Genomic DNA, 24,018 nt, shown 5'->3' on the forward strand with positions numbered 1-24,018 from the left:
CGGGTCGGCTTCGGGTGAGGCGCGCACAGGATCCGCGCTACGCGGCGGCCTCGGACTTGATCGCCTCGATCGCCTGGTTGAAACCGCCGCTCGTGAGGGAGGACCCGGCGACGCGGCTCACCGCGATCTCGTCGATGTCCTGCCCGACGACCTCGTCGGCGACGCCGCCGATGAACTGACCCTGGTACTGCGCCGACTCGCTCTTCTGCGGATCACCGGTGACCTCGACGTCGGTGATCTCATCGCCCTCCAGCGTGACGGTCACGATGATCGTCTCCACCGATTCGGGCGTCGCGTACGACCCTTCCGCAGTGTAGGTGCCATCGGTGTACGAGCCGTCGCCGGAGGAACCGGTCGCGCCCGCGTCGGAGGCCGCGGACGGGCCGGTGTCGGAATCGGTGTCGATGCCTCCTCGCCCGGCGTCGGCTGCGGTGCATCCTGCCAGGGCGAACGCACCCGCGACACCGAGCGCGGCGACGCCGATGCGCACGGTACGGGGTACGGCGACGGTTCGGATCATGGGTCCTCCCTCTGCAGTGCCTCAGATGCTCCCACGCTAATACGAGGACCTTCGGCGCGCCGAGCCCGTCCGGGCTATGAAGACCCCGCGAATGCCTCGCCGCGGCGGCGCACGGCCTTGAGTGCTTCGACCGTGAGGAAGATGACGATCGACAGCACGATCGGCGGGCCCCACGACCAGATCGCGAGGGGGCGCGAGCCGAACAGGTCGTTCATCAGCGGCACGTAGGTGTAGATGAGCTGCAGCGCCAGCAGCGCCCCGACCGACCACCACACGGCCGGGTTGCCCCGCAGCACATCGACAGTGAGGCTCGAGCGGCTCAGGAAGCGGCAGTTGAACAGGTAGGCGAGCTGACCGAGCGCGAGCATCGCCACCGCCTCGGTGCGAGCGTAGGCGACGTCCACTCCCGTGGCTCCGGCGCCGTAGAAGACCCCGAGCGTCGCCCCGCCGATCAGCAGCGACACGAGAAGCACGAAGCCGAGCTCGCGGGCCGAGACGATCGATCCGCCGACCGCCCGCGGCGGCCGGCTCATGATGCCCCTCTCGGCGGGCTCGTACGCGAGTGCGAGCGAGAGCGTGAGGGCCGTGACCATGTTCACCCACAGCACCTGCACGGGTGTCAGCGGCAGGGCGAGGCCGAACACCACGGCCACGAGGATCACGAGCGCCTGGGCACCGTTGGTGGGCAGCAGGAACACGACCGACTTGCGGATGTTGTCGTAGATGCGGCGTCCCTCGCGGATCGCGCCGCGGATCGTCGCGAAGTTGTCGTCGGCGAGGACGATCTCGGCGGCTTCCTTCGTCGCCTCGGTGCCCTTGATGCCCATCGCGATCCCGACGTCCGCGCGAGTGAGCGCGGGCGCGTCGTTCACGCCGTCACCGGTCATCGCGACCACTTCGCCGTGCGACTGCAGCGCGCGCACGATGCGGATCTTGTGCTCGGGGCTCGTCCGCGCGTACACATCGACGTCACGCACGACGGCCTTGAGCTGCTCCTGGGTCATCTCCTCGAGCTCCGCGCCGGTGAGCACGCGCGCGTCGGCGTCGTGCACGAGTCCCATCTCGCGACTGATCGCGAGCGCCGTGCCGGCGTGGTCACCCGTGATCATCTTCACGCGGATGCCGGCGGTGCGGCAATCCGCGATCGCCTCGATCGCCTCGGGTCGGGGTGGATCGAGAATGCCCCACACCCCGAGGAACTCCAGGCCCGTGAGGTCATCCAGTTCGATCTCGTCACGGGATGAGGCCACCGGCAGGCGTGCGGCCGCGAGCACGCGCAGGCCCTCTCCGCTCAGGTCGGAGATCACCGCCTCCCAGCGCACGATATCGAGCGCTTCGCGGCCGGCCGCACCGCGCTGGGCGGTCGATCGCTCCAGCAGCCGGTCGGGCGCCCCCTTCACGAGGATCGCACGCGAGCCGTCGGCTGCTTCGTTGAGCGTCGCCATGAGCTTGTTCGCCGAGTCGAACGGCACGATGCCGACGCGACGGGCGCCGTCCGAGCGGACACCGCCCTTGACCGCGGCGACCTTGAGCGCACCCTCCGTGGGCTCACCCACCAAGGTCCACACATCGTCCTGCTGCACGATGTGCGCGTCGTTGCAGAGCGTCGCCACCGACAGGATCGCGGCGAGATCGGCTCCGCCCGCACGCCCGCCCTCGGCGATGATCTCACCGTCGGGCTGGTAGCCCTGACCCGTCACGTCATACGCGCCGACCGGCGTGACGATGCGCCGCACGGTCATCTCGTTCCTGGTCAGCGTGCCGGTCTTGTCGGAGCACACCGTGGTCACCGAACCGAGGGCTTCGACCGCCGCCAGCTTGCGGGTGATCGCGTTGCGGCGGGCCATCTGCTGCACGCCGATCGCGAGGGTGATCGTGACCAGTGCGGGCAGCCCCTCCGGGATCGCCGCCACTGCGAATCCGATCGTCGCCGAGATGAGGTCGGCGAACGGCATCCCGTGCGCAAAGCGCCCGATCGCGAGCATGAGCACGGCCATGCCGAGGATGAGCAGCGTGAGCTTCCTGCCGAAGTCGTCGAGCTGCTTCGTGAGCGGCGTCGCCAGGGCTCCAGCGTCGCCGACGAGCGCCTGGATCCTGCCGAGCTCGGTCGAGGCGCCTGTGGCGGTGACGATACCGCGCCCCTGTCCTGCCGAGACGATGGTGCCCGAGAAGCCCATCGAGGCGCGGTCGCCCACTCCCGCGTCGGCGGGAACCGGGTCGGAGTCCTTCGAGGACGGCACCGACTCGCCGGTGAGCGCCGATTCGTCGATGCGGAGCTGGAACGCCTGGAACAGGCGGACATCGGCGGGGACCTTGTCGCCGGGCACGAGCCGGATGACGTCGCCGGGCACCAGGCCGGCTGCGGGAACCGTCGTCCATCCGCCGTCGCGACGCACGCTCGCATCCACCGACAGCATTCCGCGGATGCCGGCGAGCGCCGTCTCTGCGCGCCCCTCCTGAACGAAGCCGATGAGCGCATTGATCACCGCGACCGCCATGATGACCCAGAAGTCCAGCCAGTCGCCCATGATCGCCTTGACAGCGCCGGCGCCCAGGAGGATGTAGATGAGGGTGTCGTTGAAGTGCGCCAGGAATCGCAGGACCGCCGGCTTGCGGGGCGGCGCGGGGAGGACATTCGGCCCCACTGCTGCCAGGCGGACAGCGGCCTCGGTCGAGGAGATCCCGCCGATGTCGGTCTTCAGCGCGGTCTCGACCGCGGGAACGCCCACCGCGAACGGACGGTCGACGGAGAGGGATGCCTCGTCCGCGGGTGCGGTCATGGCGGTATGCCCGGCTACGCGGCGCCGTCGAACATGCTCGTGACCGACCCGTCCTCGAAGACCTCGTGGATCGCCCGGGCGAGCAGGGGCGCGATCGGCAGGACCGTGAGCGACGCGAAGCGTTTCCCGGGAGGGATCGGCACGGTGTCGGTGACCACGACCTCGTCGATCGCCTCGGACTGCAGGCGCTCAGCGGCGGGATCGCTGAAGATCGCGTGGGTGGCCGCCACGATCACGCGCTCCGCGCCGCTCTTCTTCAGCGCTTCGGCGGCCTTGACGATCGTGCCGCCGGTGTCGATCATGTCGTCGACCAGCAGGCACACCCGGCCGTCGACCTCACCGACGATCTCGTTGACCGTCACCTCGTTCGCGACGTTCGGATCACGGCGCTTGTGGATGATCGCGAGCGGAGCGCCGAGGCTGTCGGACCATGTGTCAGCCACGCGCACGCGGCCGGTATCGGGCGAGACGACCGTCAGCTTGGCGCGGTCATCGCCGGTCAGGGTGCGCTCGAAGTACTCCAGCAGCACCGGCTTGGCGAACAGATGATCGACGGGTCCGTCGAAGAAGCCCTGGATCTGCGCGGCGTGCAGATCGACGCTCATGATGCGGTCGGCACCTGCGGTCTTGAGCAGGTCGGCGACCAGCCGGGCGCTGATCGGCTCGCGCCCGCGGCTCTTCTTGTCCTGGCGTGAGTACGGGTAGTACGGCGCCACGACCGTGATGCGCTTCGCGGAGGCCCGCTTGGCCGCATCGAGCATGATCAGCGTCTCCATCAGCCATTCGTTCACCGGCGGCCCGAAGCTCTGGATGAGGAAGAAGTCGCAGCCGCGGATCGACACCTCGAACCGGGTGAGGATCTCGCCGGAGGCGAAGGTGCGGTACTCGGTCGGCACGAGCTCGGTGCCGATGGCCTCGGCTACCTCCGCCGACAGCGCAGGGTGCGAACGGCCGCCAGCGACGACGAGCCGCTTCTTGGTCTTGGCTACGAGACCGGGGGCGATGTCGTTCTCGCGGTCGAGATCAACCGTCTTGCTCTTGCGCGCCATCGTCCGCCTTCTGTGCGGACCGGGATCTCGCCGCAGCGTCAGCCGCAGCGGTGCCCGGTCGGTTCGTCTCGACCCACCCCTCGACGTTGCGCTGAGGAGCCACGCTGAGCGCCAGAGCACCGGCGGGCACATCCTTGCGGATCACCGCTCCGGCCCCGGTCTTCGCGCCTTCCCCGATCCTAACCGGCGCCACGAAGACGTTGTGGGACCCGGTGTGCACGTGGTCGCCGATCTCGGTGCGGTGCTTGGCGATGTCATCGTAGTTGGCCGTGATGGCCCCGGCGCCGAGGTTGACTCCCCTGCCGATCGTCGTGTCGCCGATGTACGAGAGGTGCGGGACCTTGCTGCGCTCGCCGATCGTCGCGTTCTTCGTCTCGACGAACGTGCCGATCTTTCCGCCGTCGCCGAGATACGTTCCCGGACGCAGGTAGGCGAAGGGACCGACGGTCGCACCGGCGCCGATCACCGCGAGTGTCGCGTCCGCCCGGCGCACGGTGGCGTTGCTGCCGACCTCGCAGTCGACCAGGCTGGTGTCGGGGCCGACCGTGGCTCCTTCGGCGATCGTCGTGGCTCGCAGGATGTGCGTGTTGGGAAGCACCGTGACATCGACTGCGAGGCTCGCGGTCACATCGATCCAGGTGGACGCCGGGTCGAGGATCGACGCCCCCTCGAGCTGCCAGCGGCGCACGGTGCGCGCATTGAGCGTGCGCGCCGCCTCCGAGAGCTGAACCCGGTCATTCACACCCAGCACGGCCGCCGCATCCGGTGCCTGCGAGATGCCGACCGTGAGCTGCGAGTCGCGCATCAGGGCGACGACGTCGGTGAGGTAGCGCTCGCCCTGCGCGTTGGCCGTGCCGACCAGGGAGATGTGGGCCCGCAGGGGCGCGGACTGGAAGACGTAGACTCCCGCGTTGATCTCGGTGACGGATGCCTCGTCGCCGGTGGCATCCTTCTGCTCGACGATCCGCTCCACGCCGCCCGCCGGATCGCGGATGACCCGGCCGTAGCCGGTCGCGTCGCCGACGACCGCGCTCAGCACGGTCGCGGCGGCACCGCTCTCGCGGTGCGTGTGGATCAGGCGGGTCAGGGTCTCGTCTTCGAGCAGGGGCACATCGCCGCTGAGCACCAGCACATCGCCGGTGAAGTCGGGCAGCTGCGCGATCGCCATCTCGACGGCGCGACCGGTGCCGGGCACCTCGTCCTGGTCGACAACGACCACATCGGGGGCATCGTCCAGCACCGTTGCGACGACGAGGTCGCGCTCGTGCCGCACGACCACGAGCACGCTCTCGGGCTGCAGGCCGCGTGCAGTGGCGAGGACGTGTCCGAGCAGAGGCCGCCCGCCGATCGAATGCAGCACCTTGGGGAGCGTGGACTTCATCCGTGTTCCCTGACCGGCCGCCAGGATGATGACGGCGAGCTGCGGTTCGGTGGTGTTCTCAGACATGCTCCGCCGCCAGGATTCGAACCTAGACCTCACAGCTCCAAAGGCTGTCGTGCTGCCATTACACCACGGCGGACCGCGACCCCGCCGCGCTGGGAACGGCCGCCTGTCAAGTCTGCCAGACGGCCGCTCGGGCGACGCTGTCCACCGTGACGCCCGCGAAACCGGAGGCGAGGAGGCGAACGCGATAATGGGCTCATGGCGCACGAGTCGGACGAGGTCGATCGGATCGTCGAAGCGTGGATCGCGCAGCGACCCGATCTCGACTTCTCACCCCTCGAGGTGCTCTCCCGCGTCGACCGGCTCTCACGTCATCTCGACCGCGCGCGTCGCGACGCCTTCCGCCGCAGCGACCTCGAGCCGTGGGAGTGGGACGTGCTGTCGGCGCTGCGTCGTGCCGGCGAGCCGTTTCAATTGAGCCCGAAAGCCCTGCTGCAGCAGACGCTCGTCTCGAGCGGAACGATGACCAACCGCATCGACCGGCTCGTCGGGCGCCGGCTCGCGCGCCGCGAGGCCGACCCTGCCGACGGGCGCAGCATTCTGGTCACCCTCACCGGCGATGGCCGCACGCGGGTTGACGCCGCGATCACCCGCCTCGTGGATGCCGAGGCCCAGCTGCTGGACACCCTCTCGCGCGCCGATCGCGAGCGGCTGGCCGGCCTGCTGCGCAAGCTCAGCCTCGGCTTCGACGCCTGAACTCCCGCCGACGCGCTGCCCGGGTCTTCCGGCGTAGAATTCCGTGTGCCCTCCGCCGAATCCGCCGCCGACCTTCCTGAGATGGATCCGAGCGGGATCGACCCGACCGAGCTCGAGATCACCCTGAGAGTGCTCGCCCAGCTGCATGAGGTCGACCCCGAGCACCCGGACTACAGAACCGTCCGGCGCGCGACGGCGAGCATGTTCAAGTCGGCCAAGAAGGAGCGCCGCCTGCACAGGCGCGCGCAGATCGCGGATGCCGACCGCTCGGTGATCGCCGCAACCGCGACCGGGGCGCCCGACCGCATCGACGACGAGACGCGCGGCATCCCGCTCCAGACGCGAGCGGCCGCACCGACGGCCGGCACGCTCCTGAAGGCACGGCCGTGCTACATCTGCAAGCAGCCGTACACGCACGTGGACGCGTTCTACCACCAGCTCTGCCCGAGATGCGCGGCGCTGAGCCACGCGAAGCGCGAGGCGCGCACCGACCTCACCGGCAAGCGCGCACTGCTGACCGGCGGCCGCGCCAAGATCGGCATGTACATCGCGCTGCGCCTGCTGCGCGACGGCGCGCACACCACGATCACGACGCGCTTCCCGCGCGATGCGGTACGCCGCTTCACGAGCCTGCCCGACTCGCACGAGTGGATCGACCGGCTGCGCGTTGTGGGCATCGACCTGCGCGATCCCGCGCAAGTCATCGCGCTGGCCGACTCGGTCGCCGCCCAGGGGCCGCTGGAGATCCTGATCAACAACGCGACGCAGACCGTCCGCCGATCTCCCGGGGCGTACCAGCCCCTGGTCGATGCCGAGCTCGCGCCGCTGCCCGACGGCCCGCTCCCCGAGCTGAAGACCTTCGGCCACACCAACGACCCGCACCCGCTCGCCCTGGCTCAGTCGGTGAGCGCGCACCCCATCCTGGCCGCAGCCGCCGCGCGCGCGGACGAGCTCACCGAGCAGGCGATGGCGGCCGGGTCCAGCTCGCTGGACCGGCTCTCGGCCGGCACGGCGATCGACGCCGGAGGCCTCGTGCCCGACCTGCACGACTCGAACTCGTGGACCCAGCACGTGCAGCAGGTCGATCCGCTCGAGATGCTCGAGGTGCAGCTGGCGAACACCACCGCACCGTTCCTGCTCGTCTCGCTGCTGCGCCCGTCGATGGCCGCGAGCCCCGCCCGACGGAAGTACGTCGTCAACGTCAGCGCCATGGAGGGCGTGTTCGGCCGAGGCTACAAGGGTCCCGGCCACCCGCACACGAACATGGCCAAGGCCGCCGTGAACATGCTGACCCGCACGAGCGCGCGGGAGATGTTCGAGACCGACGGCATCCTGATGACGAGCGTCGACACCGGCTGGATCACCGACGAGCGCCCACACCCCACCAAGGTGCGGCTGGCCGAGGAGGGCTTTCACGCTCCGTTGGACCTGGTCGACGGCGCGGCGCGCGTGTACGACCCGATCGTGCGGGGCGAGGCCGGCGAGGACGTGTTCGGTGTGTTCCTGAAGGACTATTCGGTCGGCAGCTGGTGACGCGCAAGCGAGCCGGGGGTCTGGGGCGGAGCCCCAGTGAATAGCGCGCCGGCGGAGTTCCTGCGTGCAGCGCCGATCGGCGCGCGGGTGGTGGCCCGGTACCTGCTGGAGACAGGTCAGGCGACCGACGCGCTGGGGTATCTCCGATCGCGGGATGACGAGCACGTGGTGATCGAGACGAAGCGCGGACTCGACACCGTGGTGCTGGCGACGGTGATCGCGGCGAAGCAGGTGCCGCCTCCTCCGCCCCCGCGGACAGGCCGCCCGATCCCCCGGGCCTAGGCTGGACGGATGGCCCACCTCCTCGGCGGAGAGCATCTGCGCGTCGAATTCCCCGCGAAAGTCGTGCTCGAAGACGTCACGGTCGGCGTCGACGGCGGCGACCGGATCGGCATCGTGGGACGCAACGGCGATGGCAAGTCCACGCTCATGAAAGTGCTCACCGGACGTCTGCAGCCCGACGGTGGCCGCGTCACCCTGCGCGGCGGAGTGCGGGTCGGGATGCTCGCCCAGGACGACGACCTGCCCGATGACGAGACCGTCCGCCACGCGATCGTCGGCGAGCGGCCCGAGCACGAGTGGCTCGGGGATGCACGGGTGCGCGATGTGCTCGACGGTCTGCTGCGCGATGTGCCCCTGGACACCGTCGTCTCGTCGCTTTCGGGCGGCCAGCGCCGCCGCGTCGGGCTCGCCCGGCTGCTGGTCGGCGAGTGGGAGGTGGTCGCCCTCGACGAGCCCACGAACCACCTCGACGTGGAGGGCATCGCCTGGCTCGCAGGCCACCTGGCACAGCGGTGGGCGCGAAACTCCGGCGGACTGCTGCTCGTGACGCACGACCGGTGGTTCCTCGATGCGGTCTGCACGCGCATGTGGGAGGTCCACGACGGCGCGGTCGACCCCTTCGAAGGCGGGTATGCGGCCTACGTCCTGCAGCGGGTCGAGCGGCAGCGCCAGTCGAATCTCGCCGAGACCAAGCGCCGCAACATCCTGCGCAAGGAGCTCGCGTGGCTGCGCCGCGGAGCGCCCGCGCGCACCGCCAAGCCGAAGTTCCGGATCGAGGCCGCCACTCAGCTCATCGAGGACGAGCCGCCGCCGCGCGACAACGTCGAACTCGCCAAGCTCGCCACCGCGCGGCTGGGCAAGGACGTCGTCGACCTGCTCGACGCCGGGGTCGACTACGGCGGCGGACCGGTGCTGAAAGACGTCGAGTGGCGCATCGCACCGGGCGAGCGCACCGGCATCCTGGGACCCAACGGCGTCGGCAAGTCGACGCTGCTCGGCCTGGTGTCGGGCGCAGTGCAGCCGACGTCGGGCCGCGTCAAGCGCGGCAAGACCGTGCAGGTCGCGGTGCTCAGCCAGCGCCTCACCGAGCTGGACCAGTACGCCGACGAGCGCGTGCGCGACGTCCTCGCACTGCAGAAGACCTCGTACGTCTCCGGCGGCAAGGAGCTCAGCCCGACCCAGCTGCTCGAGCGGCTCGGGTTCCGCTCGTCGGAGCTGTCGACGCCGGTGCGCGATCTGTCCGGCGGGCAGAAGCGCCGGCTGCAGTTGCTGCTGGTGCTCCTCGGCGAGCCGAACGTGCTGATCCTCGACGAGCCCTCCAACGACCTCGACACCGACATGCTCGCCGCGCTCGAAGACCTGCTCGACTCGTGGCCGGGCACCCTGTTGGTCGTCTCGCACGACCGGTACCTCATCGAGCGCGTGACCGACCAGCAGTACGCGATCGAGAGCGGCGGGCTGCGGCACCTGCCGGGCGGTGTGGACGAGTACCTGCGCCGACGCGCCGCTGCACGGGACGCGGCCGGCGCGGGGTCAGGGGTGGCGGCATCCGCCGTCGAAGGGCTCACCGGTGCGGATCGCCGCAGCGTCGAGAAGGAGTTCAGCGCGATCGAGCGGCAGCTCGCCAAGATCGCGAAGCGCATCACGGCCGCGCACGACGACCTGGCCGCCCACGACCAGTCGGACTACGTCGGCATCGGCAGGCTGAACGCCGAGCTGCACACGCTCGAGGTCGACCTCGCGGCACTCGAGGAGCGCTGGCTCGAGGTCGGCGAGTCACTCGGGCACTGACCCTTCACGCACCGCCCACTGACCCTTCACGCACCGCCACGCTCAGAACTCGCTGGGCAGATCGTCGATCGCGGCCGATCATGATCGTGCCGCCGCTTTCTCGAGCAGCCGCATGACGTCGGCATCCGTCGTCTGCGCGAAGCTCCAGTATGAGTCGCCCACCGCCTGGAATCCCAGCGGCTGCTCGAGGCAGATCACTCGATCGGCTCCCTCGACCACGTTCGCGGCATCGCGGCCGCCGACGGGAGCCGCGACGATGACGCGCTCCGCGCCGAGGCTGCGCGCGACCAGGCACGCGGCCGAAGCGGTCGCACCGGTTGCGATGCCGTCATCGACGATCAGCACAGTCTTCCCGGTGAGGTCGCGTCGCGGCCGGTCACCCCGGAGTGTCGCCGCGCGCCGCTCGAGCACCTCACGCTCACGTCGCTCGACGGCGCTCACTTGGGTGAGCGTCACACCGGCTCTGCGCACGAGGTCGGCATCGATGATGCGGATGCCGCCTTCGCCGATCGATCCCATCGCCACCTCCGGCTGGAAGGGCAGACCCAGCTTGCGCACCACGACGACGTCCAAGGGCAGGCCGAGCGCGGTAGCGACCTCGGCGGCCACCGGTACGCCACCGCGGGGAAGCCCCAGCACGACGGAAGCCGTGACGCCCAGTTGCACGAGATGGCGGCCAAGGCGGCGACCCGCGTCTTCCCGGTCCTCGAACATGCTCGTGCGCGTCCTTCACCCGGTGGTCGCCGTGAGAGCCGGTGGCCGCTCAGCCCTCGGTGCCGATCGCGATCTTCGGTGGCGTCGCGGACCGCGTAAGCGGAACGGTGACCTTCAGCAGCCCCAGATCCCGGCGAAGCGCATCCAGGTCGGCGAACGCGTCGGATCGTACGATGCTTCGTGTCATGATCGATCCTTTCCCCGGGGTGCAGAGAGTGCACATGACCACAGTCCTGCCCCCTCGTAGGTTCCGCTAGGGTCGAAGGTCCCGCGCTTGCGGCCGAGCATCTTCTGGGGACCGAGGGGCTTCGCACTTGCGACGACGGTCACGTTCGACGCGTTCACATACCGCGAGACTGCAACGAACGATCCGTTGCAGCCTCGCGATGAGATGGTGCGGGTCAGATCAGACCGTTCTCGGTCAGCCACGCCTTCGCGATGTCGGGCGTGGACTCCTGATCGACCGTGCTCTGCACATTGAGCGCGACCAGGCCCTCCGGCGTCAGAGCCGCGCTGATCGCGTTGATGATCTCGGCCGCGCCGTCGGGCAGCTCGCCGCTGACGACCGGCACGACGTTCGAGGCCAGGAACAGGCCCTCCGGGTCCTCGAGCACGACGAGGTCCTTCGTCTGGATGCTCGGGTCGGCCGTGTAGATGTTCGCGACCTGGATGGTGCCGGCCAGCAGAGCATCGAGCGTGGTGTCTGCCGTCGGCGAGAACGCGACGGTCACGCCGTAGGTGTCGAGCAGGCCGGTCGGGCCGTACGGGCGCTCGGCGAGCTCGGGCGCTCCGCCCAGGGTGAGCGGTGTGCTGACGTCCGCGAGGTCGCCGATCGTGACGAGCGAGTTCTCGTCGGCGAACGCCTTGGTCACGGTGTACGAATCCTGATCGGTCGCGCTGGCCTGATCGAGCACGCTCAGGCCCTCCGGCAACGCGTCCGGCAGAGCCGCGAAGACCTCGTCCGAGGTGCGCGCGGTCGTCTCGGGGTCGAAGAACTGCAGCAGGTTCCCGGAGTACTCCGGGAACAGGGTGATGTCCCCCGCCTCGAGCGCGGGGATGTACGCATCGCGCTGGCCCGAGTTGAAGGCATCGCGAGACACTTCGAAGCCGCCGTTCTCGAGGGCCTGTGCATAGATCTCGGCGATGATCTCGTTCGAGTAATACGCCTGCGAGCCGATGACGATCGTCTCGCCGCCGGCGGCCGGGGCGTCGGTCTCGGGGGCGAGCGGGTCACTCGAGGCGCAGCCGGCGGCCACGAGCGTGACGCCGGTGAGAATGGCCGCGGCGAACGCGAATCGGGTCTTGTGTGCTGTGAACATGAATCTTCCTCTGGTTGTGGTGTTTTCGGATTCAGGAGGCGCCGACAGCCGCTGTGCGAGCGGTTGCCGATCTCTGGGGTACGGAGTGGTGGGAATGCGCCGCGCGGATACCTGCGGGAACAGCCGCGCGCTGCAGCAGGGCGAAGATGCCGTCCAGCACGAGGGCTAGTGCCGCCACGAGCAGCGCGCCGCCCAGGACGATGTCGAAGCGGCGCAGCGGGATGCCCGCCAGGATGTACTGCCCGAGGCCGCCGAGGTTGATGAACGCGGCGATCGTGACGGTTGCGACGACCTGCAGCGTGGCCGAGCGCAGTCCGGCGATCAGCAGAGACAGGCCGAGCGGCACCTCGACGCGCCACAGGATCTGCCACTCGGTCATGCCCATCGCCCGGGCGGCGTCGATGACCTTGCGGTCGATCGCCTCGAAGCCCGTATAGGCGCCCGCGAGGATCGACGGGATCGCGAGGAGCACGAACGTGATGATGGCCGCCTCGGTGGTCCGCAGAACGCCGAGCAGCAGGAAGAGGAAGATCAGGAGCCCGAAAGACGGGATCGCCCGAGCGGCGCCCGAGATCGCGACGGCGACGTCGCGTCCCTTGCCGGTGTGCCCGATGAGCCAGCCCAGCGGCACGGCGATCAGCGCCGCGACGAGCACCGAGACGAACGTGAACCACAGGTGCTGCGCGAGCGCGACCGGGATGGGCGCAAGGCCGGCGCCCGGGTTGCCCGAGAAGATCCAGGCGATCGCTTCGCCGATGAGGTTCATGCGACGCTCACCTCCAGCGGCAGCGTGCCCCGACGTGCACGGCGCCGCTGAGCGCGCGACCACGGCATCAGGGCCCGGCCCGCCGCGATCAGCAGCCCGTCGACCACGAGCGCGATCATCACCACGGCGATGATGCCCGCGAGCACCTCGGGGATGATGCGCCGCTGTGAGCCGTTCGTGAACAGGTAGCCAAGGTTGGTGACTCCGATCAGCGCCCCCACCGTGGCAAGCGCGATCGTGCTCACGGCCGTGACCCGCAGGCCGGCCAGGATGACGGGACCCGCCAGCGGGAACTCCACCGCCCAGAACCGTCGTCCGGCGCCGTACCCCATCGCGGTCGCAGAGAGCCGCACAGCCGGGTCGACCGAACCGAGCCCATCGGTGACGGAGCGCGTCATCAGCGCGATCGCGTAGATCGTCAGGGCCACGATCAGATTGATCTCGTTGAACGGCGCAGTCCCGAGGATCACCGGGATGATCATGAGCAGCGCGAGCGACGGGATCGTGTACAGCAGGCCTGTCACGGTCAGGATGCCGCCGCGCGCGCCCCGATAACGCCAGGCCAGCCAGCCCAGCGGCAGCGAGAGCGCGAAGCCGAGGATGACGGCGATCACCGACTGCCGCAGGTGCACCACCGTCAGCTCCCAGATCAGGTCGAGGTTGCCTGCGACCCAGTTCACCGTGCTGACTCCGGCGATGTCTCCCCCACGATCGCGCCCTGCGTGCGCCCCTCGCTGTCGACCACCACCGTGCCGCGGTCCGTCTTCTTGATCGTCAGGGCCCGGGTGCCCCGATCGACGCCGATGAAGCTCGCGACGAAGTCGTCGGCCGGGTTCTCGATGATCTCGCTCGGGGATCCGACCTGGGCGATCTGCGCACCCTTCTGCAGGATCACGACCTGATCGCCGAGCAGAAACGCCTCGTCGACGTCGTGGGTCACGAACACGACGGTCTTGCCGAGTTCGCGCTGCAGGCGGATGAGCTCCTGCTGCAGGTCGGCGCGCACGATCGGGTCGACCGCCCCGAACGGCTCGTCCATGAGCAGGATGTTGGGGTCGGCCGCGAGGCCGCGAGCAACGCCCACGCGCTGCTGCTGACCGCCCGAGAGCTGGCTCGGGTAACGCTTGGCGAGGGAGCGATCGAGCCCGACCGTGTCGAGAAGGGCGAGCGCCTGCTCGCGGGCCTTGCGCTTGGTCACGCCGCTGAGCACCGGCACCGTGGCGACGTTGTCAACCACGGTGAAGTGCGGCATGAGCCCCGAGTTCTGCATCACATAGCCGATGCTGCGACGCAGCTTCACGGCATCCCTCGTCAGGATGCTCTCTGCGTCGATCTCGATCTCGCCGCGGGTCGGCTCGACCATGCGGTTGATCATGCGCAGCAGCGTCGTCTTGCCGCATCCCGATGACCCGACCAGCACCGTGGTCTTGCGGGACGGGATGATGAGGTTGAACTCCTCGACGGCGCGCGTGCCGTCGGGGAACTCCTTGGTGACGCCCGTGAACTCGATCACGCTGTGTCCTTGATCAGGGCTCGACCTGGACTTCCTTCCAGAACGCGACGTATCCCGTGAAGTCCTTTCCGACCCGTTCGATCGCGGTCGGATAGGGGGAGTTGTACGTCCAGGCCCGGTCCGCGAGCAGTCCGCCCTCCGAGAGGACCGAGAAATACTGGCACTCGCCCTTCCAGACGCAGGTATACGGCGTGGGGCTCGGCTGCAGCAGCTCGCTGTTCACGCCGGCGGGCGGGAAGTACCAGTTTCCCTCGATGCGGATCAGGTCCTTCTCGTCGGCTTCGGCGATGACCGTGCCGTTCAGATGCGCCTTCATGTTTCCTCCCGTGGCGGCGCTCTCGGCGCCGGATCAGATGGCAGCACGACGGCCGCCTTTCGAGCGTAGCGAACCCCGCAGACGCTGGACCCGAATGGCCGAAATCGTTTCACTGCGCCGAGATGAACGCCACGCGCGGCCGCGACGCTCAGAGGACGCGGGCTCCGTGAACCGGTCCGTGCACGTGCAGGGCCTCGTAGCCGGCCGCGGAAAGCACGACCTGCAGCTCCAGCGCAGACTCCGGATCACCGGCCAGGAAGGCGAGGGTCGGCCCCGACCCCGAGACCATGCCGGCGAGGGCGCCGGCCCGGTCGCCGAGCTCGAGGGCCTCTCTGAGCACGGGGCGCAGCGAGAGTGCCGCGGCCTGCAGGTCGTTGCGCACATGCTCGGCCAGCACGACCGGATCGCCGGCGCGCAGGGCCTGCAGCACGCCGGGATCGACAGCGGGCGCCCGCGTGGCCGAGACGATGTCGGGCCGGGTGCGCAGGGCGTCCAGGTGCGCGTAGACCTCGGGCGTGGACAGGCCCGCCTCCGACGGCACCACGACCCAGTCGAAGCGGCCCTTGGCCAGCGCGGGGCTCAGCTGATCGCCGCGGCCGGTGCCGATCGCGGTGCCGCCCATCAGCGAGAACGGCACGTCCGCGCCCAGGCGTGCCGCCAGCTGGTGCAGCTGGGCACTGCCGAGGTCTGCCCCCCAGAGCGCGTCGCACGCGACGAGCGCGGCTGCGGCATCCGCCGACCCGCCTCCCATGCCGCCGGCCACCGGCACATGCTTGACGATCTCGAGATGCGCTCCGCCGGTGTGCCCGATCCTCTGGGCGACGAGCCGCGCGGCCCGCAGGGCCAGATTGCGATCATCGGCCGGAACCCCGGACACATCGACGCTGCCCGAGATCGACACCGTGAACTCGTCGGCCCCCTCTGCCCACAGGTCCTCATAGAGCGAGACCGCCTGATATGCGGACGCGACCTCGTGGTATCCGTCGTCCTGGGCATCGCCCACCTCGAAGAAGAGGTTCAGCTTGCCCGGCGCCCGCACGTGGACGCGACCATCGACGACGGCGTGACTCACCGCTGCGCCGACTCCGCCCAGAGGTCGACATCCAGACGGCCGGACAGCGCGTCGATCTGCTCGAGCTCCTCGGTGTCGAACGCGGGACCGGACAGCGCCGCCACGTTCTCGTCGAGCTGCTCGGGCCGCGAGGCTCCGATCAGCGCCGAGGTGACCACCGGGTCGCGCAGCACCCACTGGATGGCCATCTGCGCGAGCGTCTGGCCGCGCTTCTGGGCGATCACGTTCAGGCTGCGCAGCGCCGAGAGGCCGCTTTCGGGCAGCGGCTTCTGCGGAAGCGACGAGCGCTTCTGCGCCCGGTCGGCGGAGCCGTCTGCGAGGTACTTGCCGGTGAGGAGTCCCTGCGCGAGCGGCGTGAAGGCGATCGCCCCCATGCCCTCCTGCTTGAGCACCCCGGTCAGGCCGTCCTCGACCCAGCGGTTGAGAATGGAGTATGCGGGCTGGTGGATCACCAGCGGGGTGCCCAGGCTCCGCGCAACCGCCGCCGCGACGGCGGTACGCTCGGCGCTGTACGACGAGATGCCCACATACAGCGCCTTGCCCTGACGCACGAGAGTGTCGAGTGCACCGATGGTCTCCTCGATCGGCGTGGCCGGGTCGACGCGATGCGAGTAGAAGATGTCGACGTAGTCGACGCTCATGCGCGCGAGCGACTGCTCAGCGCTGGCGAGGATGTGCTTTCGCGAGCCGAGATCGCCGTACGGGCCAGGCCACATGTCGTAGCCGGCCTTCGACGAGAGGATCAGCTCGTCGCGATACGGGGCGAAGTCCTCTCGCATCATGCGACCGAAGTTGGTCTCGGCCGTGCCATACGGCGGGCCGTAGTTGTTGGCGAGATCGAAGTGGGTGATCCCGATGTCGAACGCGTGGCGCAGCACCGCGCGCTGGTTGTCGAACGGGATGTTGTCTCCGAAGTTCCACCACAAGCCCAGCGAGATGGGCGGCAGATAAAGGCCGGAAGCCCCGACCTGGCGGTATTCGGCGGCCGCGTAGCGGTCCGCGGCCGCCGAATACGGCCGGTGGAGTTCCTTGACATCGGGGCGGAATCGGGGTGCATCGGTCACGATCCGAGCCTAGCCCGGGCCGCGGACCGAGGGTACGGGGGTCGCCGGTGGTGGCGCACATCGGGCACCTGAAGTCAATGGTCCGGCCGCGAAATCTGGCCGAAACGCGCAGCGCATAGGCTTGCCCTCTGTCTTCGAGGGGATTCTATGGCGACGCTTTCCGCACTGCCCGTCCACCACCGCAGCTGGACCGCACTTCTCGAACGGGACGACATCGTCCTCGACCAGGGTGTTCTGCGCCTCCGGCACGAGCGCACCACGCCCGACGACGCGCGCACCGAAGACCTGCTGCTGACCGCGAGCACGCTCGAAGCGGCAGGCGTTCGCATCCTGCTCGTTCGTCACGATGTACGGCTGCCCGCCATCGTCGTGGATACGGCGGATGCCGCAGCCGCGGTCGCCGCGCTGCGCGAGCTTTCTGAGCCGCTGTACATCAAGCGCAAAGCGCGCGCGACGATCCTGGCTGCCGAGATCGACGAACCTTCGGCCGCGCCTGCCGCCATCCGCGTGTACCGTCCGCGGATCTCGTGCAGCGGCGAACTGCGCTACAACCACGAGATCGGCATCCGGGTCGAGTTCTGGCGCTTCGGCGAGGAGTTCGTCGAGGCTCCGCACGACAATGCGATCACGCGCCGCCTCACACCGGCATCCGATATCGACTTCACCGACGTCGAGCGCTACGGACGCCGCTGGCGCACGATTTCAGGCATGTTCGACGTGCACCCGGCCGAGTTCACCGAAGACGTCGACATGGTCTTCTCGTGGGTCGACGGCTCGTCTACCCACTTCCAGCGGCAGCGCGCCGCGCAGATGGCGGAGTACGTCGTGGGCGAAGGCGATGACGGGCCCGCGCGCTACCGGCACGTGGACGAACTGCGATACGCCCTGCGCAGCGTGCACATGTACGCACCGTGGGTGCGCCGCATCTTCATCGCCACCGACTCCCCCACGCCGGCCTGGCTGCTCGATCACCCCAAGGTGACCATCGTGCGCAGCGAGGAGTTCTTCAGCGACACCTCCGCGCTGCCGATCCACAACTCTCACGCCGTCGAGGCGCAGCTGCACCGCATCGAGGGTCTGGCCGAGCACTTCCTGTACTCGAACGACGACATGTTCTTCGGTCGCCCCGTCGAGCCCGAGCTCTTCTTCTCTCCCGCGGGGATCTCGCGTTTCGTCGAGTGCGGCGTCCGCATCGGTTCGGGGGGATCCGCGGCGCACCGCAGCGGTCACGACAATGCGCTGCGGGTGAACCGCGCGCTCCTGAGCGAGCGGTTCGGCCGCACGATCACGCGAGATCTCGAGCACTGCGCCACCCCGCTGCGCCGCAGCGTCATGGACGAGCTCGAACAGGCGTTCCCCCAGGACTTCGCCCGCACCGCCGCATCGCGCTTCCGCTCAGCCACCGACATCTCGGTGACCAACAGCCTGTACCACTACTACGCGCAGTTCACGGGTCGGGCGATCGCCACCACGCGCCCGCGTGTGCGCTACGTGCAGACGACCCTGGCAGCGTCGCTGGCCGGCATGGAGCGGCTCGCGCGGCGGCGCGACGTCGACATGTTCTGCCTGAACGACGGCGGCGCCGGCGAGATGCCCGAAGACCTGCGCGTGCGCACGGTCACCGACATCCTCGAGCGAATGTTCCCGGTGCCCGGCCCGTGGGAGCGCGCCGAGGTCAGTGCAGAACGCGGATCGGCTCCGTCGTCGGAGCGATCCGCCGTGTCTGGCTGACGGGCTGGACTCCGGCTTCGACCAGACGTCGCCGCGCTTCCTCCGCATCGATGTGCTCGAGCGTGTTCGGCGCCTCGACGGGCACCACGGAGTGCACGACGGTGGCGTCGTAGACGTGCACCATGTTGAACGCCTGCGCGCCGTCCTGCGGTCGGGTTCCGCCGACCGGCACCGTGAGGTCCTGTGCGTAGCACGTCGATGAGGCGACCGAGACGGGGATGCCGGCGAACGTGGCGAAGGTCGAGTAGTGCAGGTGGCCGGCGATGATCGTGCGGACATCGGTGCCGCCCAGAACCCGCGCGAGGCGCGCCTGGTCGCGCAGTTCGACGCTTCCGGCGAGCGGGAGCACGCTCGGAACCGGCGGGTGGTGCATCGCGAGGATCGTGCCCAGCGGCGCCGGAGTCGCGAGGACTCCGGCCAGCCATTCCAGCTGCGAGTCACGCAGCTCGCCGTGGTGGTGACCGGGGACGCTGGTATCGAGCGTCACGAGCCGCAGGCCGTCGAGCTCGTCGACGCGGTCGACGGGCAGCGGGTCGGAGCCGGGCGCTTCGTCGAGCAGGCGGGCGCGGAACTGCCCGCGGTCGTCGTGGTTGCCCATCACCCAGAACACGCGGGTGCTCAGGCGTGCGGCGAACGGCTCGACGAGATCGCGGAGGTCGGAGTATGCCGCGCCCTCACCGAGATCGACGAGGTCGCCGGTGAACACGATGCCGTCAGGGCTGATGCCGGATGCCTCGATCGCCGCGAGTGCGCGAGCCAGGCGATCGCTCGCATCGACGAGGTCGAACAGCTTCGAGCCGGCCGCACGAAGGTGGGTGTCGCTCAGATGCAGCAGCACCCGTTCCGGCGCTGGATGCTCGGCCGTGCGCATGGGACCCTCCCCCGGTCGGCGCCGCACAGTTGTCGACTCGGCTGCCATCTCCGCCAGTGTGACGGGTCGAGGGAAATGTTACAGGCATGTTTCGTGAACTACAGGCATTCTTCGTGAACACGGTGACACCGACGCGCGAACATCCGGTGTCGACGCCCTACGAGGCGCGCGCAATCCGCAGGAAATCCTCGACGCCGAGCTCTTCGCCGCGCGCCGTCGGCGCGATGCCGGCGCGCTCCAGAACCTCGGATGCCGAGGCCGCGGTTCCGCCGAGCACTCCCGACACCGCCTGGCGGAGCATCTTCCGGCGCTGCTGGAATGCGGCATCCACGATCTGGAAGGTGCGCACGCGCTCGGCCTCGCTCCCCCGCAGCTGCCCATCGCGGGTGAACGCGACCAGCACGCTGTCGACGTTGGGCACGGGCCAGAACACCTGGCGCGAGACCCTGCCGGCCAGCCGCCACGGTCCGTACCAGGCCGCTTTGACGCTCGGCGCGCCGTAGACCTTCGAGCCCGGCGCTGCGGCCAGGCGCTCGCCGACCTCGGCCTGCACCATCACGACGCCCCGCTCTATCGCCGGGAAGGTCTCGAGGAAATGCAGGATCACGGGCACCGAGACGTTGTACGGGAGGTTCGCGACGAGCACCGTCGGATCGCCCGGCAACTCTGTCACGCGCAGTGCGTCGGCATCGACGACCTCGAGGGCTCCAGCGGCGACGCCGTGCGCTGCGGCCGTCCCGGCGAGCCGGGCGGCCAGGCGGTGATCGATCTCGACGGCGGTCACCGACGCGCCGGTTTCGAGGATCGCCAGCGTGAGCGAACCCAGGCCGGGGCCGACCTCGACCACCCGCTCCCCCGGCTGCACGCGCGCAACCTGCACGATGCGGCGCACGGAATTGGCGTCGACCACGAAGTTCTGCCCCAGCTTCTTGGTCGGGGTGACGTCGAGTTCTGAGGCGAGCGCGCGGATCTCGGCCGCGCCGAGAAGTGTCACGGGCACGACTTCACTGTAGTGCGGCACGTCGCGGCGCTTGTCTTGGCGGCGCTTGTCTTGACAGGGTCGCGCGGTCCACGCCAGGGCTCAGAGCTGCACATTCCGGCGACCGCGCCGTCGCGCGACGCAGCACTCGCAGGTAACTGCAGCGCTCGCATCGAATCGCCACGAGCGGCAGAGCTCGCTGAGCCCTCAGAACGCGCCGTAGACCTCGAGGGTGTTGGCAGCGAGCTGAGCGCACAGCTCGTCGAGGTCGGCGTCGAGCTCGGCGGCCATGAAGCGCACGGTCAGCGGCACGAGGTAGGGAGCGTTGGGCTGCCCGCGGTGCGGAATGGGCGTGAGGAACGGGGCGTCGGTCTCGACGAGGATGCGCTCGCGCGGGGTCACGGCGAGCGCATCGCGGAGGTTCTGCGCGTTCTTGAACGTCAGGTTGCCCGCGAACGACAGATAGTAGCCCGCGTCGGCCGCGATCCGCGCCATCGCGGCATCGCCCGAGAAGCAGTGGAACACGGTGCGATCGGGCGCGCCGACCCGCTGGAGTGTCTCGAGGACGGCGTCGTGCGCATCGCGGTCATGGATCTGCATCGCGATGTCGTGCTGCTTCGCGAGGTCGATGTGCGCTTCGAACGAGCGGAACTGCGCGGGCAGCCCATCCGCTTCAGTGCGGAAGAAATCGAGCCCGGTCTCGCCGATCGCGCGCACGCGGGGCTGCGCCGCGAGTTCGTCGATCACGCCGATCGCGGCATCCAGTTCGCCGGCCGCCTCGTAGGAGGGCGCCTCGTTCGGGTGGATGGCCACGGCCGCCAGGACGCCGGGGTGGGATGCCGCAGCCCATGCCGACCAGCGACTCGAATCGACATCTCCGCCGGCCTGCACGACGCCGATCACCCCGACCGCGCCGGCTCGTTCGAGCTGCTCGTCGAGGGTGAGCGGCTCATCGCCGTCGGCGATCTCGAGGTGCGCGTGGTTGTCGTAGACCGGCACAGCGAGCGGCTCGGGCGCGGGCGGCCGGCGCACGTCGCGCGTGCCGTCGTTGTGGCGCTCGCGGACGTACCGGCTCGGGTCCGTCATACGCTCTGCTCAACGCGCGGGAACAGCGGGGCGAGCGCGCCCACCGACGCTCCGGCGGGCAGGATGCCCCAGCGGCCTGCCTCGCGGATCGGCTGGTCGACAAGACGGCCGAGCGTGTCGGCCGCGCCGAGCGCGACCCACAGCTTCTCGGTCGCGATCGGGGTCACCGGCGAGAGCAGCACCGCAAGCGCGCGCAGACCCTCCGCGGCCGTGTAGAGCACGGTGCCGAGGCGTCCGCGCCGGGAGTCGTCCTTCGCGAGCGCCCACGGCTCGTTCTCTGTGATGTAGAGGTTCAGGGCGTCGACGATCGTCCAGATCGCCGCGATCGCCTCGTCGATGCGGAACCGATCGATGGCCGCATCCGCCGCGGTGGCGGCATCCGCGACGGTCTTCTGGATCGCCAGATCCGGCGCGGTGTACTCGCCGGCGGGCGGCACGATCCCCTCGAAGTAGCGGTCGATCATCGCCGTCGTCCGCGATGCCAGGTTGCCGAACCCGTTGGCGAGCTCGGCCTGGTAGCGCGCCGAGAGGTCCTCCCACGAGAAGGAGCCGTCCTGCCCGAACGCGATCGCCGAGAGGAAGTAGAACCGGTATGCGTCGGAGCCGAACACGTCGGTGATCTCGGTCGGGGCGATGCCGGTCAGCTTCGACTTGGACATCTTCTCGCCGCCGACCAGAAGCCAGCCGTGCGCGAACACACCGCGCGGCACCTCGACGCCCGCCGCCATCAGCATCGCGGGCCAGATGACCGCGTGGAAGCGCAGGATGTCCTTGCCCACCACGTGGTACGCCGGCCAGCGGCGGGCGAACTCCTCCGGTTCCGCGCCGTAGCCGACCGCGGTCGCGTAGTTGAGCAGGGCGTCGACCCACACGTAGATCACGTGCGACTCGTCCCACGGCACCGTGATGCCCCAGTCGAAGGTCGACCGCGAGATCGACAGGTCCTTCAGGCCCTGCTTGACGAACGAGACGACCTCGTTGCGTGCCGACTCTGGACGGACGAAGTCGGTCTTGTAAAGGTCGAGCAGCTTGTCCTGGAACTCGCTCAGCTTGAAGAAGTAGTTCTTCTCGCGAAGCAGCTCGAGGGGCTTCGAGTGGATCGCGCAGACCTTGAGGCCCTCGAACGGACCCGTGCCGTCGACGATCTCGGATTCGGTCTTGAACTCCTCGCACCCGACGCAGTAAAGGGCCTCGAATTCGCCCGCGTAGATGTAGCCACGGTCGTAGATGGCCTGCACGAACTTCTGCACGCGCTCCTCGTGGCGCTGCTGCGTCGTGCGGATGAAGTCGTCGTTCGCGATGTCGAGGGTCTTCAGCAACGGGAACCAGGCCTCGCTGACGAGCCGGTCGACCCACTCCTGAGGGGTTGCGCCGTTGGCCGCGGCGGCCCGCAGCATCTTCTGGCCGTGCTCATCGGTGCCGGTCAGCATCCAGGTGTCATCGCCCGCCTGGCGGTGCCAGCGCGCAAGGGCATCGACCGCCACCGTCGTGTAGCCGTGGCCGATGTGGGGCACGTCACTCGGATAGTAGATCGGCGTCGTGATGTAGAAGGATTCGCCGGTTCTCACCCGAGAATTCTAGTTGCGCAGGATGCCGCGGCTCCGCCGTGTGACCGGGGGCCGGTCTGCGACCCCCCCGGAAGCGCCCCGCGTAACAGTTCTCAGCCCTTGACGGCCAGCGCCGCCTGGTAGAGCTCGCGCGAGGAGTGGCCGGTGTGCGCGGCTACTTCGCCCGCGGCATCCTTCAGCCGGGTACCCGCGCGCACCAGCTCGAGCACCTGCGTCACCGCGTCGGGGAAGGTGATCTGCGCCGCCGGCGCGCCCTCGACCACCACGACGATCTCGCCGCGCACCCCGGCCGCCGCCCAGTCGGCGAGCTCGGCGGCCGTGCCGCGCACGACCTCCTCGTAGAGCTTGGTGAGCTCTCGGCAGACCGCCACCCGTCGATCGGCGCCGAACGCGCCCGCCATGTCGGCGAGGGATGCCGCCACCCGGGCGGGCGACTCGAAGAAGACCATCGTCCTGCGTTCGGCGGCCAATGACCTCAGCACCCCGCGGCGCTCTCCCGGCTTTCGCGGGAGGAACCCCTCGAAGGCGAATCGGTCGGTCGGAAGGCCCGAGACGGCGAGCGCGGCAACGACGGCGCTGGGGCCGGGAATCACGGTCACCGCGACTCCGGCGGCTGCGGCCGCCGCGACCAGGCCGTACCCGGGATCGCTCACCGTCGGCATGCCCGCATCGCTGAGGACGAGCACATCTTCGTGGCGGGCGAGGGCGACCAGTTCGACAGCCCGCTCCTTCTCATTGTGATCGTGCATCGCGATCAGGCGCGGCCGATTCGCCACGCCGAGCCCGGCGAGCAGTCGCTGCGTGGTACGGGTGTCTTCAGCCGCGATCACCGTTGCGGCCTCGAGCGCCTCGACCAGCCGCCGGGACGCGTCACCGAGATTGCCGATCGGGGTCGCGGCGAGGATGATCACCCTCCCACCCTAG

General features: G+C 69.4%; 23 protein-coding genes and 1 tRNA gene. 5 read left to right on the plus strand and 19 right to left on the minus strand.

The genetic code is table 11. From position 1 onward, the window contains the following. Nucleotides 1–37: 37 nt before the first annotated feature. The 5 genes from QZV84_RS00715 to QZV84_RS00735 all read right to left on the minus strand — a co-directional run bounded on the left by QZV84_RS00715 (nt 38) and on the right by QZV84_RS00735 (nt 5,869). Nucleotides 38–520, minus strand: coding sequence for an FMN-binding protein (locus QZV84_RS00715; RefSeq protein WP_292823829.1), 483 nt, complete (start codon nt 518–520; stop codon nt 38–40). Between the two features lie 74 nt (nt 521–594). Beyond that, a complete protein-coding gene (locus QZV84_RS00720; protein WP_292823832.1) occupies nt 595–3,300 on the minus strand; it encodes an HAD-IC family P-type ATPase in 2,706 nt (901 codons plus the stop codon). Between the two features lie 14 nt (nt 3,301–3,314). After that, entirely contained in the window at nt 3,315–4,349 is a 1,035-nt protein-coding gene (locus QZV84_RS00725) for a ribose-phosphate diphosphokinase (RefSeq protein WP_292823835.1), read from the minus strand. After that, on the minus strand, nt 4,324–5,796 hold the full coding sequence (glmU, locus tag QZV84_RS00730) for a bifunctional UDP-N-acetylglucosamine diphosphorylase/glucosamine-1-phosphate N-acetyltransferase GlmU (RefSeq protein ID WP_292823838.1): 1,473 nt from the start codon (nt 5,794–5,796) through the stop codon (nt 4,324–4,326). The genes QZV84_RS00725 and glmU overlap by 26 nt, the downstream gene beginning before the upstream one ends. 1 nt (nt 5,797) lies before the next feature. Continuing rightward, nucleotides 5,798–5,869, minus strand: a tRNA-Gln gene (locus QZV84_RS00735). A 122-nt stretch (nt 5,870–5,991) separates the two neighbouring features. Between QZV84_RS00735 and QZV84_RS00740 the strand changes: the two genes are divergently transcribed. The 4 genes from QZV84_RS00740 (at nt 5,992) to QZV84_RS00755 (ending at nt 10,095) form a co-directional block, all read left to right on the plus strand. Then, on the plus strand, nt 5,992–6,489 hold the full coding sequence (locus QZV84_RS00740) for a MarR family transcriptional regulator (RefSeq protein ID WP_292823841.1): 498 nt from the start codon (nt 5,992–5,994) through the stop codon (nt 6,487–6,489). Nucleotides 6,490–6,570: 81 nt separating this feature from the next. Beyond that, complete coding sequence (locus QZV84_RS00745; RefSeq protein WP_292823910.1) at nt 6,571–8,022, plus strand: SDR family NAD(P)-dependent oxidoreductase; 1,452 nt, start codon at nt 6,571–6,573, stop codon at nt 8,020–8,022. A gap of 36 nt (nt 8,023–8,058) precedes the next feature. Continuing rightward, nucleotides 8,059–8,304, plus strand: coding sequence for a hypothetical protein (locus tag QZV84_RS00750; RefSeq protein ID WP_292823844.1), 246 nt, complete (start codon nt 8,059–8,061; stop codon nt 8,302–8,304). Nucleotides 8,305–8,313: 9 nt separating this feature from the next. Next, nucleotides 8,314–10,095, plus strand: a complete 1,782-nt coding sequence (locus QZV84_RS00755; protein ID WP_292823847.1) for an ABC-F family ATP-binding cassette domain-containing protein — start codon at nt 8,314–8,316, stop codon at nt 10,093–10,095. Between the two features lie 78 nt (nt 10,096–10,173). Here the strand turns inward: QZV84_RS00755 and QZV84_RS00760 are convergent, their stop codons facing one another. The 9 genes from QZV84_RS00760 to mgrA all read right to left on the minus strand — a co-directional run bounded on the left by QZV84_RS00760 (nt 10,174) and on the right by mgrA (nt 16,859). Next, nucleotides 10,174–10,809: a phosphoribosyltransferase family protein gene (locus QZV84_RS00760; RefSeq protein ID WP_292823849.1), complete on the minus strand. Its 636-nt coding sequence runs from the start codon at nt 10,807–10,809 to the stop codon at nt 10,174–10,176. Between the two features lie 49 nt (nt 10,810–10,858). Next, nucleotides 10,859–10,996: a hypothetical protein gene (locus tag QZV84_RS00765; protein ID WP_292823852.1), complete on the minus strand. Its 138-nt coding sequence runs from the start codon at nt 10,994–10,996 to the stop codon at nt 10,859–10,861. Nucleotides 10,997–11,210: 214 nt separating this feature from the next. Continuing rightward, nucleotides 11,211–12,128 (minus strand): ABC transporter substrate-binding protein, encoded by a 918-nt coding sequence (locus tag QZV84_RS00770; protein ID WP_292823855.1) that lies wholly within the window; start codon nt 12,126–12,128, stop codon nt 11,211–11,213. A gap of 31 nt (nt 12,129–12,159) precedes the next feature. Further along, a complete protein-coding gene (locus tag QZV84_RS00775) occupies nt 12,160–12,894 on the minus strand; it encodes an ABC transporter permease (RefSeq protein WP_292823858.1) in 735 nt (244 codons plus the stop codon). Continuing rightward, a complete protein-coding gene (locus QZV84_RS00780) occupies nt 12,891–13,574 on the minus strand; it encodes an ABC transporter permease (RefSeq protein ID WP_292823861.1) in 684 nt (227 codons plus the stop codon). Before QZV84_RS00780 ends, QZV84_RS00775 begins: the two co-directional genes overlap by 4 nt. Then, nucleotides 13,571–14,407, minus strand: coding sequence for an ATP-binding cassette domain-containing protein (locus tag QZV84_RS00785; protein WP_292823864.1), 837 nt, complete (start codon nt 14,405–14,407; stop codon nt 13,571–13,573). Before QZV84_RS00785 ends, QZV84_RS00780 begins: the two co-directional genes overlap by 4 nt. Before the next feature lie 13 nt (nt 14,408–14,420). After that, nucleotides 14,421–14,723 (minus strand): DUF427 domain-containing protein, encoded by a 303-nt coding sequence (locus QZV84_RS00790; protein ID WP_292823867.1) that lies wholly within the window; start codon nt 14,721–14,723, stop codon nt 14,421–14,423. Nucleotides 14,724–14,871: 148 nt separating this feature from the next. After that, complete coding sequence (locus QZV84_RS00795) at nt 14,872–15,795, minus strand: 4-(cytidine 5'-diphospho)-2-C-methyl-D-erythritol kinase (RefSeq protein ID WP_292823870.1); 924 nt, start codon at nt 15,793–15,795, stop codon at nt 14,872–14,874. Next, the gene (gene mgrA / locus QZV84_RS00800) at nt 15,792–16,859 is read right to left on the minus strand and encodes an L-glyceraldehyde 3-phosphate reductase (RefSeq protein ID WP_292823873.1); all 1,068 of its coding nucleotides are present in this window, start codon (nt 16,857–16,859) and stop codon (nt 15,792–15,794) included. Before mgrA ends, QZV84_RS00795 begins: the two co-directional genes overlap by 4 nt. Nucleotides 16,860–17,006: 147 nt before the next feature. Between mgrA and QZV84_RS00805 the strand changes: the two genes are divergently transcribed. Beyond that, nucleotides 17,007–18,590 carry a stealth conserved region 3 domain-containing protein gene (locus tag QZV84_RS00805; RefSeq protein ID WP_292823876.1) on the plus strand — a complete coding sequence of 528 codons (1,584 nt, stop codon included), beginning with the start codon at nt 17,007–17,009 and terminating at the stop codon, nt 18,588–18,590. On the opposite strand, the gene QZV84_RS00810 is transcribed toward QZV84_RS00805, so the two are convergent. The 5 genes from QZV84_RS00810 to rsmI all read right to left on the minus strand — a co-directional run bounded on the left by QZV84_RS00810 (nt 18,535) and on the right by rsmI (nt 24,005). Next, entirely contained in the window at nt 18,535–19,461 is a 927-nt protein-coding gene (locus QZV84_RS00810; protein WP_292823879.1) for a phosphodiesterase, read from the minus strand. The two genes, QZV84_RS00805 and QZV84_RS00810, sit on opposite strands and share 56 nt — an antisense overlap. 157 nt (nt 19,462–19,618) lie before the next feature. Continuing rightward, the gene (gene rsmA / locus QZV84_RS00815) at nt 19,619–20,461 is read right to left on the minus strand and encodes a 16S rRNA (adenine(1518)-N(6)/adenine(1519)-N(6))-dimethyltransferase RsmA (RefSeq protein ID WP_292823882.1); all 843 of its coding nucleotides are present in this window, start codon (nt 20,459–20,461) and stop codon (nt 19,619–19,621) included. Nucleotides 20,462–20,647: 186 nt separating this feature from the next. Then, nucleotides 20,648–21,526, minus strand: a complete 879-nt coding sequence (locus QZV84_RS00820; protein WP_292823885.1) for a TatD family hydrolase — start codon at nt 21,524–21,526, stop codon at nt 20,648–20,650. Beyond that, nucleotides 21,523–23,094 (minus strand): methionine--tRNA ligase, encoded by a 1,572-nt coding sequence (metG, locus tag QZV84_RS00825; protein ID WP_292823888.1) that lies wholly within the window; start codon nt 23,092–23,094, stop codon nt 21,523–21,525. The genes QZV84_RS00820 and metG overlap by 4 nt, the downstream gene beginning before the upstream one ends. A 92-nt stretch (nt 23,095–23,186) precedes the next feature. After that, nucleotides 23,187–24,005 carry a 16S rRNA (cytidine(1402)-2'-O)-methyltransferase gene (gene rsmI, locus QZV84_RS00830; RefSeq protein WP_292823892.1) on the minus strand — a complete coding sequence of 273 codons (819 nt, stop codon included), beginning with the start codon at nt 24,003–24,005 and terminating at the stop codon, nt 23,187–23,189. Nucleotides 24,006–24,018 lie beyond the last annotated feature (13 nt).

Origin of the sequence: Microbacterium sp. (genome assembly GCF_011620715.1) — a bacterium.
In the GTDB taxonomy this organism is placed as follows: Bacteria; Actinomycetota; Actinomycetes; order Actinomycetales; family Microbacteriaceae; genus Microbacterium.

Excerpts from the sequence above, each read along its gene's own strand:
- QZV84_RS00820 (WP_292823885.1), bottom strand. The coding sequence starts at position 21,526 with ATGACGGACCCGAGCCGGTACGTCCGCGAGCGCCACAACGACGGCACG.
- QZV84_RS00770 (WP_292823855.1), bottom strand. The coding sequence starts at position 12,128 with ATGTTCACAGCACACAAGACCCGATTCGCGTTCGCCGCGGCCATTCTC.
- QZV84_RS00760 (WP_292823849.1), bottom strand. The coding sequence starts at position 10,809 with ATGTTCGAGGACCGGGAAGACGCGGGTCGCCGCCTTGGCCGCCATCTC.
- QZV84_RS00810 (WP_292823879.1), bottom strand. The coding sequence starts at position 19,461 with ATGCGCACGGCCGAGCATCCAGCGCCGGAACGGGTGCTGCTGCATCTG.
- QZV84_RS00790 (WP_292823867.1), bottom strand. The coding sequence starts at position 14,723 with ATGAAGGCGCATCTGAACGGCACGGTCATCGCCGAAGCCGACGAGAAG.
- QZV84_RS00805 (WP_292823876.1), top strand. The coding sequence starts at position 17,007 with ATGGCGACGCTTTCCGCACTGCCCGTCCACCACCGCAGCTGGACCGCA.
- QZV84_RS00715 (WP_292823829.1), bottom strand. The coding sequence starts at position 520 with ATGATCCGAACCGTCGCCGTACCCCGTACCGTGCGCATCGGCGTCGCC.
- QZV84_RS00740 (WP_292823841.1), top strand. The coding sequence starts at position 5,992 with ATGGCGCACGAGTCGGACGAGGTCGATCGGATCGTCGAAGCGTGGATC.
- QZV84_RS00765 (WP_292823852.1), bottom strand. The coding sequence starts at position 10,996 with ATGACACGAAGCATCGTACGATCCGACGCGTTCGCCGACCTGGATGCG.
- QZV84_RS00720 (WP_292823832.1), bottom strand. The coding sequence starts at position 3,300 with ATGACCGCACCCGCGGACGAGGCATCCCTCTCCGTCGACCGTCCGTTC.
- QZV84_RS00725 (WP_292823835.1), bottom strand. The coding sequence starts at position 4,349 with ATGGCGCGCAAGAGCAAGACGGTTGATCTCGACCGCGAGAACGACATC.
- glmU (WP_292823838.1), bottom strand. The coding sequence starts at position 5,796 with ATGTCTGAGAACACCACCGAACCGCAGCTCGCCGTCATCATCCTGGCG.
- QZV84_RS00775 (WP_292823858.1), bottom strand. The coding sequence starts at position 12,894 with ATGAACCTCATCGGCGAAGCGATCGCCTGGATCTTCTCGGGCAACCCG.
- QZV84_RS00745 (WP_292823910.1), top strand. The coding sequence starts at position 6,571 with ATGGATCCGAGCGGGATCGACCCGACCGAGCTCGAGATCACCCTGAGA.
- QZV84_RS00755 (WP_292823847.1), top strand. The coding sequence starts at position 8,314 with ATGGCCCACCTCCTCGGCGGAGAGCATCTGCGCGTCGAATTCCCCGCG.